This window comes from Brevibacillus sp. HD3.3A (assembly GCF_013284375.2).
Classification (GTDB): domain Bacteria; phylum Bacillota; class Bacilli; order Brevibacillales; family Brevibacillaceae; genus Brevibacillus; species Brevibacillus parabrevis.
Genome location: NZ_CP085874.1, coordinates 1,323,415 through 1,337,958, shown reverse-complemented (window position 1 = coordinate 1,337,958; position 14,544 = coordinate 1,323,415). Strand labels below are relative to the sequence as shown.

Annotated in this window: 16 protein-coding genes; 4 read left to right on the top strand and 12 right to left on the bottom strand. The window is 52.7% G+C overall.

What is annotated here, in order from left to right; all coding sequences use genetic code 11:
* Nucleotides 1-12 precede the first annotated feature (12 nt).
* From HP435_RS06690 to HP435_RS06650, 9 genes are all read right to left on the bottom strand, one after another.
* Entirely contained in the window at nt 13-339 is a 327-nt protein-coding gene (locus tag HP435_RS06690) for a DUF3870 domain-containing protein (protein WP_063229137.1), read from the bottom strand.
* A gap of 33 nt (nt 340-372) precedes the next feature.
* Nucleotides 373-1,785, bottom strand: coding sequence for a PAS domain-containing sensor histidine kinase (locus HP435_RS06685; protein WP_173596082.1), 1,413 nt, complete (start codon nt 1,783-1,785; stop codon nt 373-375).
* A 147-nt stretch (nt 1,786-1,932) separates the two neighbouring features.
* A complete protein-coding gene (gene murQ, locus HP435_RS06680) occupies nt 1,933-2,835 on the bottom strand; it encodes an N-acetylmuramic acid 6-phosphate etherase (protein WP_122962874.1) in 903 nt (300 codons plus the stop codon).
* 8 nt (nt 2,836-2,843) lie between these two features.
* Nucleotides 2,844-3,818, bottom strand: coding sequence for an N-acetylglucosamine kinase (locus HP435_RS06675; RefSeq protein WP_122962873.1), 975 nt, complete (start codon nt 3,816-3,818; stop codon nt 2,844-2,846).
* Nucleotides 3,805-4,629 carry a carbohydrate ABC transporter permease gene (locus tag HP435_RS06670; protein ID WP_122962872.1) on the bottom strand — a complete coding sequence of 275 codons (825 nt, stop codon included), beginning with the start codon at nt 4,627-4,629 and terminating at the stop codon, nt 3,805-3,807. Before HP435_RS06670 ends, HP435_RS06675 begins: the two co-directional genes overlap by 14 nt.
* A 44-nt stretch (nt 4,630-4,673) precedes the next feature.
* Nucleotides 4,674-5,606 (bottom strand): carbohydrate ABC transporter permease, encoded by a 933-nt coding sequence (locus tag HP435_RS06665; RefSeq protein WP_122962871.1) that lies wholly within the window; start codon nt 5,604-5,606, stop codon nt 4,674-4,676.
* 84 nt (nt 5,607-5,690) lie between these two features.
* Nucleotides 5,691-6,989, bottom strand: coding sequence for an ABC transporter substrate-binding protein (locus HP435_RS06660; RefSeq protein WP_173596080.1), 1,299 nt, complete (start codon nt 6,987-6,989; stop codon nt 5,691-5,693).
* Nucleotides 6,990-7,049: 60 nt separating this feature from the next.
* Nucleotides 7,050-8,087 carry a serine hydrolase domain-containing protein gene (locus HP435_RS06655; RefSeq protein WP_173596079.1) on the bottom strand — a complete coding sequence of 346 codons (1,038 nt, stop codon included), beginning with the start codon at nt 8,085-8,087 and terminating at the stop codon, nt 7,050-7,052.
* 20 nt (nt 8,088-8,107) lie between these two features.
* Nucleotides 8,108-8,965: a MurR/RpiR family transcriptional regulator gene (locus HP435_RS06650; protein WP_122963250.1), complete on the bottom strand. Its 858-nt coding sequence runs from the start codon at nt 8,963-8,965 to the stop codon at nt 8,108-8,110.
* 216 nt (nt 8,966-9,181) lie between these two features.
* Between HP435_RS06650 and HP435_RS06645 the strand changes: the two genes are divergently transcribed.
* Nucleotides 9,182-10,480, top strand: a complete 1,299-nt coding sequence (locus HP435_RS06645; RefSeq protein ID WP_173596078.1) for an amidohydrolase — start codon at nt 9,182-9,184, stop codon at nt 10,478-10,480.
* Between the two features lie 19 nt (nt 10,481-10,499).
* Here the strand turns inward: HP435_RS06645 and HP435_RS06640 are convergent, their stop codons facing one another.
* The gene (locus HP435_RS06640) at nt 10,500-10,958 is read right to left on the bottom strand and encodes a TspO/MBR family protein (protein ID WP_122962867.1); all 459 of its coding nucleotides are present in this window, start codon (nt 10,956-10,958) and stop codon (nt 10,500-10,502) included.
* 158 nt (nt 10,959-11,116) lie between these two features.
* Between HP435_RS06640 and HP435_RS06635 the strand changes: the two genes are divergently transcribed.
* On the top strand, nt 11,117-11,341 hold the full coding sequence (locus tag HP435_RS06635) for a hypothetical protein (protein WP_122962866.1): 225 nt from the start codon (nt 11,117-11,119) through the stop codon (nt 11,339-11,341).
* Nucleotides 11,342-11,423: 82 nt separating this feature from the next.
* On the opposite strand, the gene HP435_RS06630 is transcribed toward HP435_RS06635, so the two are convergent.
* Together HP435_RS06630 and HP435_RS06625 are read right to left on the bottom strand one after the other, a co-directional pair.
* Nucleotides 11,424-12,119, bottom strand: a complete 696-nt coding sequence (locus tag HP435_RS06630; RefSeq protein ID WP_122962865.1) for a metal-dependent hydrolase — start codon at nt 12,117-12,119, stop codon at nt 11,424-11,426.
* Nucleotides 12,120-12,286: 167 nt separating this feature from the next.
* The gene (locus HP435_RS06625) at nt 12,287-12,481 is read right to left on the bottom strand and encodes a hypothetical protein (RefSeq protein ID WP_122962864.1); all 195 of its coding nucleotides are present in this window, start codon (nt 12,479-12,481) and stop codon (nt 12,287-12,289) included.
* A gap of 290 nt (nt 12,482-12,771) precedes the next feature.
* Here HP435_RS06625 and HP435_RS06620 point away from each other — a divergent pair, with 290 nt between their 5' ends.
* Both HP435_RS06620 and HP435_RS06615 read left to right on the top strand, forming a co-directional pair.
* Nucleotides 12,772-13,368 carry a MerR family transcriptional regulator gene (locus HP435_RS06620; RefSeq protein WP_173598445.1) on the top strand — a complete coding sequence of 199 codons (597 nt, stop codon included), beginning with the start codon at nt 12,772-12,774 and terminating at the stop codon, nt 13,366-13,368.
* 598 nt (nt 13,369-13,966) lie between these two features.
* Nucleotides 13,967-14,542, top strand: coding sequence for a hypothetical protein (locus HP435_RS06615; protein ID WP_173596075.1), 576 nt, complete (start codon nt 13,967-13,969; stop codon nt 14,540-14,542).
* Nucleotides 14,543-14,544 lie beyond the last annotated feature (2 nt).

Genomic DNA, 14,544 nt, shown 5'->3' with positions numbered 1-14,544 from the left:
TATTGGGTAGTCTTACGATTTTTTCTCATGATATCGATCGACAGCTGCACGAATTGCCTGCAAAACAGCTCCCTGGCCGGGGGCGAGGAAACGCTCCTGAATCGTCTGCGTAATTTCCTGCATCCCTGCTGCCACAGACTTGCCCACGAGCAAACTGACCAAAAACTCACTGGTCTTGTCCATCACAAAAGTAAAGCTGGCATCGCATATCACACCGTCATCCGCGTCGATGATGAGCACACAGCCGACCATCGTCGACACCTCGTACAGTGTCGTCCCTTTGGGAATTTGGGCAAACCCCGCTGTCAGCACCGTATTTCTGTTTTTCCAGTCAGCCATTTGCTTGTCCTCCCCTTCGCCGCTCGCGCCCTGTTAACTGATAATGGGCAAACATACCTCTACCGTCGTACCTCTGCCCTGGGTGCTCATGAGCCGTAATGTCCCGCGATGGTTTTCGATGATTCTGCGGCTGACCATCAATCCCAGTCCGGTTCCTGACTCTTTGGTCGTGAAAAACGCCTCGCCCAGACGAGCAAGCTGCTCCTCGGGTATCCCTACTCCATTGTCCTCAAAACGGATGACAACCTTGTCCCTCTCGCACCACAGCCGGATGACGATTTCTCCGCTGCCGGATGTGGCTTCGATCCCGTTTTTCAAAAAGTTGATGAATGCCTGCTTCAGCTGGTTCTCATCGCAATGCACCATCGGCAGCGGCGACTCCATGACCATGCGAATCGTCACTTTTTGCAGGATCGCTTCCGTTTCCAAAAGCGTCACGACGTGGTTCATCAAGTTGGTCAAGTCCCGTACCTCGAAGGCGGAAGCGTGCGGTTTGGCCAGCACCAGCAGTTCGCTGACGATCAACTCAATCCGGGCCAGCTCCGAGCTCATGATGGAAAAATACTCCTGCTTTCTCATGCCATCTTCTTGCATCAGCTGCACAAAGCCTTTCAAGGAAGTCAGCGGATTGCGAATCTCATGAGCGATCCCGGCAGCCAATTGCCCAACCAATGCCAGTTTTTCCGAGTTTTGCAAAAATTCATGCGCTCTTTTCCGCTCGGTCATATCGCGAATGAGTATGTATTTGCACAGCTTGTCCTGAATCATGACAGATGTTCCGCAGACCTCGACTTCAATGCGCGCCCCGTCCAGCCGGATCAGCTCCGCCTCGATCGGAGCCGCTGTCTCTCCCCACTCCAGCCGCTTTTGCAACTCGCGAATCAACGGCATGTCTCGCGGATGAAAAAAGGATGTGAAAGGATACGGCAACAGTTCCTCGAAACGCTGTGCCCCGATGAGCCTGATGCCAGACTGGTTGACATAGCGCAGCACGCCCTTTTCATAGACAAAAGCCGCTTCCAGAGACAGGTCCAGTATTTTGCACTGTTTGACCTCGCTGGCCTCTGCCATGGCTTGCGACATCTTTTGCACCATCGCGTAGTATCCGATCGTTGTCCCTTCGGAAAAAAACTCGCCATATGTAATATGTACGTGAACAGGCGGGCCATTCTTGCGGGAAAAATAGGTACAAAACGGCTTCGGCTCCCCTTTTACCGCGCACTGCGTTTGCAGACGCACTCTTTCCTGTTCTTCTGCAACTGCCAGCTTCCAGAACGGGTCGCCTTCCCACTCGTCTGCTGAAAAGCCTGTCAGTGCTTCGCAAGCCGGATTTCCCTTGCAAACGCTTCCTGATTGATCTAGCAAAAAAGCGGCTTGCACCATTTGATCAAAGAAGGAGCGATAGAGAAGACTGCTCCTGCATTCATTATCTACCAAGTCTTTCATTGTGCCCCTCCCCTCCTGGGACGAGAAAACGGCTACTCCACTCCGGAAATAGCCTAACCGTTCTCAAATGCTATTCATACCCAATTTTACCCTATTCCCTGGGTCGTTTCCAACCCTTGGGTTTGCGAAATGCACATAAATCTTCTTTTATATAAGTTCGATTGCTTCTCTGACCTTGTGGCCGACACGCGCCAGACGCTCTTGTGCTGCCTTGGCTGCCAGTCCTGTTTTCTGCATCACAATCGCCACTTTCACATCGCCCGCCGCTTCCGCAAGCAGTCGGTCGGCAACCGCGTACGAGACACCCGTCGCCTGCATCACAATATGTTTGGCCCGCTCGCGCAGCTTCTGGTTGGTCGCCTGGACGTTGACCATCAAATTTTGGTAGACCTTGCCCAGCTTCACCATGCTGGCTGTCGTCAGCATGTTCAGCACCATCTTCGTCGCGCTGCCCGCCTTGAGCCTTGTCGAGCCTGTCACCACTTCCGGGCCGACTGCGAGATTGATCGCAATATCCGCGCTTTTGCCAATATCCGGGTCAGAGTTGCAGGAGAGCGAAATCGTTCCCGCCTGCCGCGTCTTTGCTTCCTGAAGCGCGCCCCATACGTACGGTGTCCGCCCGCTGGCGGCTATTCCGACCACGACATCTTTTTGGCTCACTCCTGCCTCCTGCACATCTTGACAGCCCAGCTCGCGGGAATCCTCGGCTCCTTCGATCGCCTCTGTCATCGCTTTGACTCCGCCCGCGATGATTCCTTGCACGACAGAAGGCTCCGTGCCAAAAGTCGGAGGGCATTCTGCCGCATCCAGAATCCCCAGCCTGCCACTCGTACCCGCCCCGAAGTAAAGCAGCCGCCCTCCGCCGGACAAGGAGCGCACGATCATGTCGACGGACTGAGCTATTTGTGGCAGCACACGCTTCACGGCCAAGGCGACCTTTTGATCTTCTTCGTTCATCAAAGTGACGATTTCCAGCGCACTCATCTGATCCAGCCGCTCGCTTGCCGCATTGCGCTTTTCGGTCTGAAGCTGATACAAGTTCTCATCCATGGTGAGGCTCACCTCTTCTCCAAGGCTGTACCGCTTTCTCGCAACTGCTCTGCCACGCTTTCGTCCACCCGGTGGCCTGCGCGGGTCATGGCTGCAACCAACGCCCCGATCACAGGCGAAACCTCAGGGATCACAACCGGAAATGAAGCTTCTGCGAGCACGCGCTGTCTGACCAGCGTGTCTTGTGCAAGCACCCCGCCAGCGAGGACAACCGGGAGCGCTTCCTGCGTCTTTTTCAAGCAAGTATGCGCCAGTTCGCACAGCGCAGCCGCCGCTTCCCGGATCAGTCCGTTCGCGAGACGGTCCTTCTGCCTTGCCGCCTGCTCCACCAGCTCACTGGCCCTGGCAAGCTGCATGCGCGGGTTGTCGTCACCGTAAATGAATGCGATCAACTCTTCCGGACTGGACACATGGTAATGGGCAAGAAACAGCTCGGTTAAAACCGTCGGCTCCCCGCGCCCGTCATGTGCGCGCAAAACGGCCGCGGCCGCTTTTTTTCCCAGATCAAAGCCGCTGCCTTCATCTCCGAGCAAATAGCCCCAGCCACCTACGCGATGCCGCACTCCTTCGCTCGTCAACGCACACGCGATCGAGCCTGTGCCTGAGATAAGAACGATCCCCGGCTGCCCCCACGTCCCGGAGTAAAGCGCCGGGATCACATCGTTGTCAAAGAACAACCGCTCCTGCCACGCCTCAGCAAACGCAGCATCGATTTTTTCCCGAACAAACGGGCGATCTGCACCGCCCAGGCCGATGAACAGGCCCGAAACCTCTTCATCCCTGATCCGGGCCTCTTGGCATACGGTTGTGACGAGCTGTTTGAGCGTCGCTTCCACCTCAGCCCAAGGACGCGACAACGGATTGGAAGAATCGCCTGTCGCGATCGTCTGCACCTGACCTCGCTCATCGCAAATCGCCGCTTTTGTCTTTGTTCCCCCTCCATCTATCCCGATAAACCATTTTTTTTCGTCATTTGACAGCACCTGCGGTCAACCCCTCCATGAACTGCTTCGACGCCAGCAAAAATACGACGATCATCGGCAAAGCAGACAATGTCAATCCGGCAAAAAGCAGACTCCAATCTGTTTCGTATTCTCCGAACAAAACCATCATGCCCACCGGAATCGTCTTCAGCGCTTCTTCCTGAATGAAAATCAGCGGGAAAAAGAAGTCGTTCCAGGCGTGGATGAAATTAATGATCACAACGGTCGCAAGCGCTGGCCGGATCAACGGCAAAAGCACCCGCCAAAACACTTGAAGATGATTGCAGCCATCGATTCGCGCCGCTTCCTCCAGTTCCACAGGCAAGGTCCGGAAAAACCCTGTCAAAATAAACACGGAAATGGGAATCCCGCTTGCTGTGTAGATGAGAATCAGCGACCAGAGCGAATTTAATAGCCCGATATTTTTCATCAGCAAAAACAACGGCACAATCCCCAGTTTAATCGGAATCATCAGCCCGATAATGAAAAAGAAGTAGAGCGCCCCCGTCCATTTGTAGGAAAAGCGAGACAAGTAAAAGGCCGCCATCGCGGAAAAAACGGTGATGAGCAGGACCGACATGCCACTGACGAAAACACTGTTCAGCAAAAAGTCGGCAAAGGGCACGGCTTCCCACAGCTTTTTATACGTATCCAGACTGAAAGAGTTGGGAAGAGACAGAGGACTTGAAAATATTTCCAAGTTCGTTTTCAAGGAAGAAAGAATCATCAGGACGATCGGATACAGCGACAGTAATGCAAACACATACGCGGCGACATACGAGATCGCCTTGCTGCCCACGTTCGTTTTCACCCGCATCCCTCCCTTCACGTTCCATTTGCCACACGCCTGATCGCTCAATGCTGGACTTCACGCTTGCGCATCAAGTAGAGCGAGACGGCCGATACGGATGCGACGATGAAAAACAGCACGACAGCCAGGGCAGAACCGAGTCCGACTGCCACGTCTCCCGCCCCGCCCGCGCTGGAAAACGCCAATCGGTAAAAATAGACGGCAAGCGTATCCGTCGACCGAAACGGCTCGCCCATCGAGCCTTGCATCGCATACACCAGCTCAAAAGCTTCAAACGCCTGGATAAAGGTGAAAATGGTCATAATCGTAATCGCAGGCATGCACAACGGCAGGATGATTTTCCACAACAGCCGGAAGCCCGTAGCGCCATCCAGCCTGGCTGCCTCAATCAGCTCCTCCGGGATCGCCTGAAGCCCCGCCAAAAATATGAGCATGGCAAAGCCGATGCCGAACCAGCAGTTGATCAAAATGATCGCGAGCAGCGCCGTATCCGGGTCGCCCAACCACGGTTTGGCCCATTGTTGCAGCCCGATTTCTGTCAGCAGCGTATTCAACGCACCATAATTCGGATTCAAAATCAATTTCCATAAAAACCCAATCACAATAACGGACAGAAGTCTCGGCATGAAGTACGCCATCTTGAGAAAAGCCGCGCCGCGAATTTTGCGGTAGATGAGAAAAGCCAGGCCAAAGGCGATGCCGTTTTGCACGATCATCTCGATGACAAAATAGTAGACGTTGTGCCCGAAAGCATTCCAGAACATTTCATGAAACGGCTCCACTGTAAACAACGTGACGAAATTTTTCAGCCCGACAAATACTCCGCGCTTGATCCCATCCCAATCGTACAAGCTATACAAAAAGGCGCTCACAATCGGGTACAGGACAAACAGCGTGTAAATGATCAGCGCGGGCAAAGGAAACAGGTGGATCAACCAGCGAGCCCGCCCTTTCGGTTGAATCGTGTGCCTGTTCATCGTACCGATGTTCTCCACCCCCTTAACAAATCAACAGGCGGGAGTTTTGCCCTGCCTTTGCCTCCCGCCTGTTGTCATCACAGCCTACTTTTTAAATGGAGGGAACCAGGTAGCGGCTGACTTTTGAATTTCCTCTGCAACCTGTTCCGGTGTGAGCTTGCCCAAATACATGCCTTGCAGTGCATTTTCCAGCGCTTGCTTCGTCGTCGGTTTGCCCTCGGCAAAATGAACGACCATCAAATACGGTGTCGAGCTGGATTGGGACAGCTCCGCCATTTTGTTCACCAACGGATCATCAGTCGACACGCCCGGCACTGCACTGATCCGCTTGAATTGGTTGGCAAACAGCTCCCCGAATTTTTTCGTCGCCATAAACTCCATGAACTTCAACGCTTCCGGCTTATGCTTCGACTTGGCGTTCACCGCATAAGAGCCGTCTACCCAAGTCGTAATGACTGCTTTTTGATCGTTGGTCGGCATCGGGAAGAAATCGAGCTGCAAGTCAGGGTTGAGCTTTTTCAGTCCTTCCAGCTCAAAGCTGCCATTGATGAACATCGCCGCTTTTTCTGTCGCAAACAGCGTGCGCATATCATTCAACTCAAGGCCAACATAATTTTCCGGGAAATAAGGGATGAGTTCCTGCATTCGTGAAATGGATTGGAGAAACTCGGGACTTTGCAAATTGCTCTCGCCTTTTAGCAGCTTGTCGATGTAACTGCTGCCGCTGTAGCTCGCTGGCGCAATGACGCCGTGACTCAAGGAGAGCAGCCAGCCTTCTTTTGCTCCAAACGAAATCGGAACGATTCCTTTTTCCTTCAACGTTTTGGCCGTTGCAATCAGTTCATCCCAGCTTTTCGGTTCCTTCAGGCCGTTTTGCTCGAAAATTTTCTTGTTGTAGAAAAATTGCGTGGAGTTCAGGGAGAGTGGGACGCCGTAGACTTTGCCGTCTTTGCCTGTCGCTGCTGCGAGGACGTCTTTGGGGAAAGCCGAGATGCCTGCTATGTTGTCCAGCGGTTCCAAATACCCTGCTTCCGCAAGCGAAATGCCCGGGGCGTATGGCCGCAACTGGAGAATGTCCGGCCCGCTGTCGCTTTGCAGCGCCGTGTTGAGAATCGTGTTGTACTCCGTCGCTTTGAACGGCTTGAAGTCGATCTTGATATTCGGATTTTCGGCCTCGAATGCTTGGATAATCGCCTTGTAGCCTTCCGTGTCCTCGACGCGCCAGCTATGCATGGACAGCGTCACTTGCTGTCCGCTCCCTTCACTTGCGCCTGGCTGAGTGCCTGGCGCGGCTTTCTCCCCTCCTTGCGAGCTGCAACCGACAAGCGCCATGGCTGCAATCAAACAGACAGATGCCACCTTGTGAAGACGGAACTGCTTCATCCGCAAACCCTCCCCCTTTTTCTTCGAACCGATCCTTCCTGCTGCTCTCGCTTTATCCAGTCAGACCGTTTGCAAAGCGGTCGTGACAGCGTCATGCAGAATAGGCCGCAGTTGCCTAAGCTGATGATTGCGCCCGAGGTGAACGGCATTGGTGAGGAAAATGACAGCAAGCTCGCGTACCGGATCGAGCCAGATGCTTGTTCCGGTAAAGCCTGTATGTCCGTAGCTGGTAGAGTGAAAATTTTGACCGCAACTGAGCAACGTTCCCGACTGATTCAGCTCCCAGCCGTAACCGCGACTGCCATTGGCGTACGCCGTATGATTGCGGACAGCCTGATCGCGCCACTGCTTTGCCAGCAAGGGAGGGTCGGCGTACAGCCAGCTTTTGGCGTACAGGCACAAGTCGTCAGCCGTCGAAAACAATCCGGCATGGCCTGCGACGCCTCCCATGGCGAATGCTTTTTCATCGTGCACTTCCCCGCAAATGTACGCGTCTGTGAGCGAACAATACTCCGTTTGCGCAATATTCGGAAAACAACTGGCACTTGGACGGAAACAGGTGCGTTCCATTTTCAAAGGAGCAAATACGCGCTGCGTGACAAACTCATCCAGTGGCTTCTCTGCCAGTTTTTCAATGAGCAAACCGAGCCAGATCATGCCGAGATCGCTGTAAACGACCTGCTCGCCTGGCTTGTGAAGCAACGGCTGGCGATACAAAAGCCCCGGCAGGTCAATGTCGCTGTTCCTTGTGCGCACCTCCAGATCAGCGGGCAAACCGGATGTGTGCGTGAGCAATTGCCCAATCGTAATCTCAGCCTTATCTGCTGGACAATCCGCAAAAAAGGCGCCAATCCGGTCGTCAGCCGCAAGCTTTCCGTCCTGCATCAAGAGCAGCACGGCGGGCAATGTCGCCGTCACCTTCGTCAGGGACGCCAAATCGAATAACGTGTCTTTTGTAATCGGTTGGCCGCAAGCTACACTCGTGGCGCCAACATCGAGAGAAAAGCAGGTCCGCCCTTCCCGTACGATGCGCAGGGCGGCTCCTGGCAACAATTTCTCGTCGATCCAGCTTTGCAACAATGTTTCGATCGCCTTCATGCTTTCCCCTCCTTCCGCTGTCAATTGGATGAACGCTTCGTACGGCTGACAGCCAGCCTGGTTTTTTCCAGCAATGGTATGACCTCTTCCTGCTTTCTGCTGACCATGGTCATGAACAAAATATCGATGACATTCAACTGTGCGATGCGTGATGCCATCGCTCCGCTGCGAATGCTTTTTTCGACCGAACTGGTAAAGAGCCGAATGTGGGCCAGCTCCGCTACGGGAGAAGGGCCGAACTTGGTCAGCGTAATGACGGTAGCCCCTTGCTGTCTCGCTTCCGTCAGCGACTGAATGATGTCTTCTGTCTGCCCGGAATAGGAGATGCCGATCACTACATCGTTTGGCGTCAAATTGACTGCCGATGTCAATTGGGCGTGAAAATCGGAGTACGCCTCGCACCACAGATTGATCCGGCAAAATTTTTGCTTGATGTCATCGGCAATGACGGCGGAAGCTCCCACGCCGTATACATCTATTTTTCTCGCTGTAGACAGCGCTTCGACCGCTCGCTTCACTTCCTCGCTTGATAAAACCGAGAGAGTATCCTGGATCGACTGGATGTTGTTCCAGCTGACCGCCTGCATGATCGATTCTACCGAGCCTTCCATCATGATTTCCTGATAGCTCGTGGGAGTCGTCTGCTTGTTCAGATCGCCCGCGATTCGCAGCTTCAGCTCCTGATAGCCTTTCATATTGAGCGAGCGAGCCAGACGAATGATCGTCGCCTCGGACACTCCGCTCAGCTCCGCCAGTTTTTGCACCGACAGCTTCACCACGTCTTCCGGGTGAGCTACTATATATTCTGCCACCTTGCGTTCGGATGGTTTCAACTCATCCAAAATCGCCTGCAAGCTGACAAGTCCTCCGTTTAACATATGCGCCACCGCTTTCTTCCTCCAAATCTTACTTCCATTTTATGTAGCATTATTTCCTGCGTCAATTGTTATCTAATAAACAATATTACAGAAACCTGCAAATCAGCACTGCTTTTCCGCCCGATGCTGTTTTTTTCACGGCAAAACGTCCTTGACTCTGCCGTGGCGTGAAGCTTTACGCTAACAACCGAACAAGATACCAAGGAGGAAGCGGAAATGAAAACATTGCTGATTAAAGGCTGCCACATCATGACGATGGTGGAAAAGGAAAAGCCGTGGATCGGAGACATTTTGATCGAGAATGGCCGGATCGTCCGAATGGCGGAAGCGATTGAGGCGAGTGCAAGCACCGTCACCGTGATCGAGGCGAAAAATAGGATAGCCATGCCAGGGCTGATCAACGCGCACAACCATGCCAGCATGTCGCTGTTGCGCGCTTTTTCCGACGACCTGAAGCTGATGGATTGGCTGGACAAAAAAATGCTGCCTGCCGAGGCGCGCATGACGCGAGAAGACGTCTACTGGGGAACGTTGCTTGGCATTGCCGAGATGATCGCATCCGGCACGACTGCTTTTGCCGACATGTACGTGCACATGGATGCTGTCGCCGAAGCGGTGCAGGACAGCGGAATCAGAGCTTCCCTGACTCGCGGGCTCGTCTTTTTGCAAGATGACGGCGGCCGCCGCATGACAGAAGCCCTCGATTTGATTGATAAATGGTCGGGTGCAGCAGACGGCCGAATCACGACGATGCTCGGGCCGCACGCACCTTACACGTGCCCTCCGCAACCGCTGCAAGAAGTATCCGCCCTGGCCAGAAGCCGGCAAATCCCGTTGCATATTCACCTCGCGGAAACGCGCGAAGAAGTGGTCAAAGTCCGCGAAAAATACAACCAGACTCCTACCGAGTATTTGCACGAGCTTGGGGTGTTCCACGACAATCACGTCCTGCTCGCCCACGCTGTCCATCTCGATCCGGAAGACATTGGACGGCTTCGCGGCATGCGCGGCGGTGTCGCGCACAATCCGGTCAGCAACCTCAAGCTCGGCTGCGGCATCGCGCCTGTGACGGAACTGCTCTCGCAAGGTGTCACCGTCGGAATGGGTACGGACGGAGCGGGAAGCGCCACAACGCTCGACATGTTTGCCGAAATCAAGGCGGCATCCTGGATGCAAAAGCTGCACTACGGCGATCCGACTGTCCTGCCTGCCGAGCAAGTTTTGCGCATGGCGACGATTGAAAGCGCCAAGCTGCTGCGCATCGATCACGAAGTGGGCACACTTGAGGTCGGCAAGCGGGCTGATCTCATCCTGATCGATACGAACAAGCCGCATCTCTCTCCCCTCCACGACTTGCATTCGCTCATCGCTTACAGCGCTACCGGAGCAGATGTCGATACGACCATCGTCAACGGGGAAATATTGATGCGCAACCGCGAACTGACGCTCATTTCCTGGGAAGAAATCCAGCGGGAAGCCGCTGTGCGGGCCAAGCGACTCGTCGAAGGACTGTAAGCCAAGCAGCGCTCAGCGCTCACAAATTCAGCACACAGAACGAAACAGCCAAGTAGATGGCAAATACGCTCCACTGCAAGTACGGAATCAAGAGCGAGGAAGCGATTTTGTCCAGAGGACGGATCGCCCGGATCAGGACCCATGTCGAGTACAAAATCAGGAGCGTATCGACAGCGGCAAGAAACGGGAGCTGCAAGCCATAGAACAAAAGCGGAAACAGCTGATGAAAAAACCAGTTGATTCCATATAATAGAAGCAGCTCCCGGTTCATTTGCCTGCGGCGAACCGAAAGAACGACAGAAGCGGCGATGAGCGCATGCAAAAGAAACCAAACCGTTCCCAGCACATAGTCGGGTGGCGTTCCGTCGGGCTTGGCTAATGAAGCATACCAAGCCCCGCCTACTGGAAAGGCGAAGCTCGCCAGCGAATAAAGGACAATGACAGTGAAAAATAGCAAAACATGATGCAGCGTACTCATTCAGACAACCCTCTCCTTTTTGCCAAGTTGCCTTTCCTATGTTTCTATGTCTATGAGAGTCGCTACCATTTTCATGCCGTATTTTCAAAGATAGTCCCTTGCTTTTTTTTCAGCGTCAAGTTTAGAATGCGTATTGCCTGATAAAAGGAGGCAAGCAAATGAACAGGCCTCTCGGAGTAACCTTAATCGGCTATTTTTACATATTTGGTGCAGTCGTGCTGCTCGTCACAGCCGTAATGTGGCAAGCAGATGCCAGTGAAATCGGGCTTGCAGACAGATTTGGCGTCTCGCCCTTCCCGGAACAACTTTTTCGAGTGATCGTGGCTATTGCTGCCCTGATCGGCGTCTATGGCTACATGCGGCTACAAAAATGGGGTTTCTGATAACTCCTGGCAAAACAAGAAAAACCGCTTGTCCCTTTTTCGAGACGAGCGGTTTTTTGCAATCGCAAAACAAGTGCTCAAGCTACGGCAGACGCAAAATCTCTCCCGGCTTGAGCGCTTTGCCTCTGATATCCTTTTCGGCCAATGTCGCAACAAAGGCGTCTCCATCCTGCTTGATCGGCGGGAAGGTGTCATAATGAATCGGCACAACGTAGTCGGCTTCGATCCACTCAGCAGCCTTCACGGCATCCTCCGGCCCCATCGTGAACACGTCTCCGATCGGCAAAAACGCCAGATCGATGTCGTGGGAATCGCCGATCAGCTTCATATCCCCGAACAAGCCTGTATCTCCCGCGTGATAGATCGTTTTGCCGCCCAGCTCGAATACGAATCCGCCCGGCATGCCCATGTAGACGATTTGCTGTTGGTCATCGAGCACCACGCCCGAGCTGTGGAACGCCTGTGTCATTTTGACTTTGCCAAAAGGCAGCGTCACCGATCCGCCCAAATTCATGGAAATCGTTTTTACTCCTTGCCAGCCAAGGTATGTAGCAAGCTCATGCGTCGCAACGATCGTGGCATCGTTCGCTTTTGCCAGTTCCACTGCATCGAGAATGTGGTCCTGATGTCCGTGCGTCAGCAGGATGTACTGGACGTGGATGTCTTCAAGCTTTGTTTTTGCCAGCGGATTTCCCGAAATAAACGGGTCAATCATGATCGAATGACCTTCACTGGTCAACTGCACGGAAGAGTGTCCGTGAAACCGGATTTCCAACATGGTATCCCCTGCCCTCTTTCATTATCGTTTTGTACTCTATCATGTTACCACGTCCAGGGGTGGGAATAAAATCCACCTGAACAGTTGCTGCCCAAAAAGAGAAGAGGCCGCCGATTGCTCGACAGCCTGAGGAACAACTTTTTTCTTGCCAAGACTTCCTTGGAAGCTTAGCAATCGTGGTCGTGTTCTGTAACGGCAATGATTTTCGAATCACGGATGATAGTGCGGCGATTATTATCGTGTTCACGCAGGATGATCGTGCTGGATTTCACTTCAACCAGCTTGCCGAAAAAGTTGCCATTCACAGTCTCAACCTTTACATTTTTCCCTTCGAATCGTTTCACCTGGTCTCTGAATGCCATGGTCAATCCCTCCTTCTGTAAGCATCCTATGTACGTTTGGCATAGCCCTACTGAGCAGATGCACAGACAAACAGAAAATGTACTTGTACCCGTCCGTCATTTGTCCCGATTGCCGCTTTTCCCGTCAGATAGACAAGTTTTTCCGCCAGTTGGCAGAGCCGGACAAACAGTCGTGCACGAGTTTCGAACGCTGCTGGAATTTGTCGCACGATTCCAAAAGGATTTCTCTTTTGGCGCACAGAAAAGGGTTAGAAAACGTACGAACGCACTCTGCGTCAGGAGGGGTAAACATGGGAGACGTCATTGAGCTTGTTGCCAGAGAACGGACTTACAGCGGCAGGGAAGTCGCCGAGATGCTGGGAATTGGCGCGAGCACCTTGCGCAAATGGAGCATGCTCTTAGAACAGCACGGCTACTGGTTCCTGCGGGACAGCCAAAACCGCCGCGAGTATCGCCAGCTGGATGTGTCCTGCATGAAACGCTTTTATCGGCTGACCAAAGATCAGCTCATCCCCCAGGAAGAAGCCGCGCAAATGATCGTCAGCCAAACCCAGGTGGAAACGACCCGAAACGAAACGGCTGTCGCGGTTGCCCTCGCTCCTGTCACTCACCCTGCCGCAAATGAAGACGCCCTGGAAGCACTGGAAGCCATCGATGAAAAGCTGCACGCACTGGCGCTCCACGTGAAGCAACAGGACGAGAACCAGCAGGCATTGCTCGCCCGTCTGGAAAAGCAGGAAGCGTACATTCGCACCAGCTTGAAGGAGCGCGACCGCCGCCTGACCAAAGCAATGAGCGACATCATGGCCGCCAAGGTACAGTTGGCAAAAATGCAGGACGCCGAGCGGAAAACTTCTATTTGGCATAAGCTGTTTCGGCTGAACTAAGTGTAATGGTAGATAGCTGCTGCTTGGCAAGCTGGCGGGGGACGGTTCTGCGGTTTCGTTCATTTGTTCGTGAGGCAAATGCAAAAACACTCTGACTCGCCTCGGTGCGGGAGGGCGGTAGAGTGTTTTTTGTTTTGGTCGTTAACTGTTACGTTGTGGGGCTGGTCATGATAGGCGATTGCGCATGCGCTCCAGGCGCGTTGCTGATCATTGGGTGTATTTTTCATCTCTTCCGCCAGTTCGATTCTGGCAGACAGCTTGCCGCTCCATCGTCCATTCAGGTAGCCTTCCCTTTGCCCTCGCTGTCTCTCCGGTGAAATTTCTTGATGCGAGTCGTTTACGATTTCAATGAACCACTGTTTATCTGTCTCCTGCGAAGAGTCAAACCTGACGATCCCTTGTCATTTATTTGGCACTCTTGTGCAGACATTTGATAATGTTCTAAAGCCAGTTTGGCACCACCAGGAGGGACTCAGAAGCTGACGCCAGTTGAGTACCGACATCAGCTTGCTGCCCAGGACTTTTTTCAATGTCCACTAAACAGGGCTTGACCACAACTCGACCTATTCAGATACCAAAAGACAGGTGGAGAAAATAAATGAAAAAGCTTTCCATAACGGTACTTTCAAGTATGTTAGCTGTGTTACTGGGAGTGGGTTCTGTTGTCGCTCTGAACGAATACAAAAAAAGCGATCGTCAGGAAACCACTGCTTTAAGCCCAGCCTACAAAGAAAAAGACAAGCTGATGAAGAAATCGGATCTGATTGTGACAGGCTTTGTTCCCGAACAATATACGGAAGTAGAAGTAGAACTGCCTGACGAAAAAGGGCTTTATGAAATTTCACGCGTGTACGAAGTCAAAGTGGCAGAGTCCGCCAAAAACAACAGCAACCACGCTCTTAAAAAAGACGAAATGATTGAGCTTTACGTTCCAGTTGGATTGAAACAAAAGAAAAGCGGTAAATTTCTTCCTCTTGTCGAAGAAGAAAAAATAAAATTGGAGGCAGGAGAATATTTACTCTTTCTTAAAAGCACCCACTCAGATTTATACGGGAAAGAAATTTATCAGCTGACAACTCCCAACCATATATACAAAAAGAACGGCGAAAAATACGAAAACATCGGCTCTTCCCTTGTTCCAGTAATAGAAGCAAGAGAGCTTTCCATTGAATAGTT

Coding starts and splice junctions, on each gene's coding strand:
- HP435_RS06690 (WP_063229137.1), bottom strand. CDS start 339: ATGGCTGACTGGAAAAACAGAAATACGGTGCTGACAGCGGGGTTTGCC.
- HP435_RS06685 (WP_173596082.1), bottom strand. CDS start 1,785: ATGAAAGACTTGGTAGATAATGAATGCAGGAGCAGTCTTCTCTATCGC.
- murQ (WP_122962874.1), bottom strand. CDS start 2,835: ATGGATGAGAACTTGTATCAGCTTCAGACCGAAAAGCGCAATGCGGCA.
- HP435_RS06665 (WP_122962871.1), bottom strand. CDS start 5,606: ATGAACAGGCACACGATTCAACCGAAAGGGCGGGCTCGCTGGTTGATC.
- HP435_RS06660 (WP_173596080.1), bottom strand. CDS start 6,989: ATGAAGCAGTTCCGTCTTCACAAGGTGGCATCTGTCTGTTTGATTGCA.
- HP435_RS06655 (WP_173596079.1), bottom strand. CDS start 8,087: ATGAAGGCGATCGAAACATTGTTGCAAAGCTGGATCGACGAGAAATTG.
- HP435_RS06650 (WP_122963250.1), bottom strand. CDS start 8,965: ATGTTAAACGGAGGACTTGTCAGCTTGCAGGCGATTTTGGATGAGTTG.
- HP435_RS06645 (WP_173596078.1), top strand. CDS start 9,182: ATGAAAACATTGCTGATTAAAGGCTGCCACATCATGACGATGGTGGAA.
- HP435_RS06640 (WP_122962867.1), bottom strand. CDS start 10,958: ATGAGTACGCTGCATCATGTTTTGCTATTTTTCACTGTCATTGTCCTT.
- HP435_RS06635 (WP_122962866.1), top strand. CDS start 11,117: ATGAACAGGCCTCTCGGAGTAACCTTAATCGGCTATTTTTACATATTT.
- HP435_RS06630 (WP_122962865.1), bottom strand. CDS start 12,119: ATGTTGGAAATCCGGTTTCACGGACACTCTTCCGTGCAGTTGACCAGT.
- HP435_RS06625 (WP_122962864.1), bottom strand. CDS start 12,481: ATGGCATTCAGAGACCAGGTGAAACGATTCGAAGGGAAAAATGTAAAG.
- HP435_RS06620 (WP_173598445.1), top strand. CDS start 12,772: ATGGGAGACGTCATTGAGCTTGTTGCCAGAGAACGGACTTACAGCGGC.
- HP435_RS06615 (WP_173596075.1), top strand. CDS start 13,967: ATGAAAAAGCTTTCCATAACGGTACTTTCAAGTATGTTAGCTGTGTTA.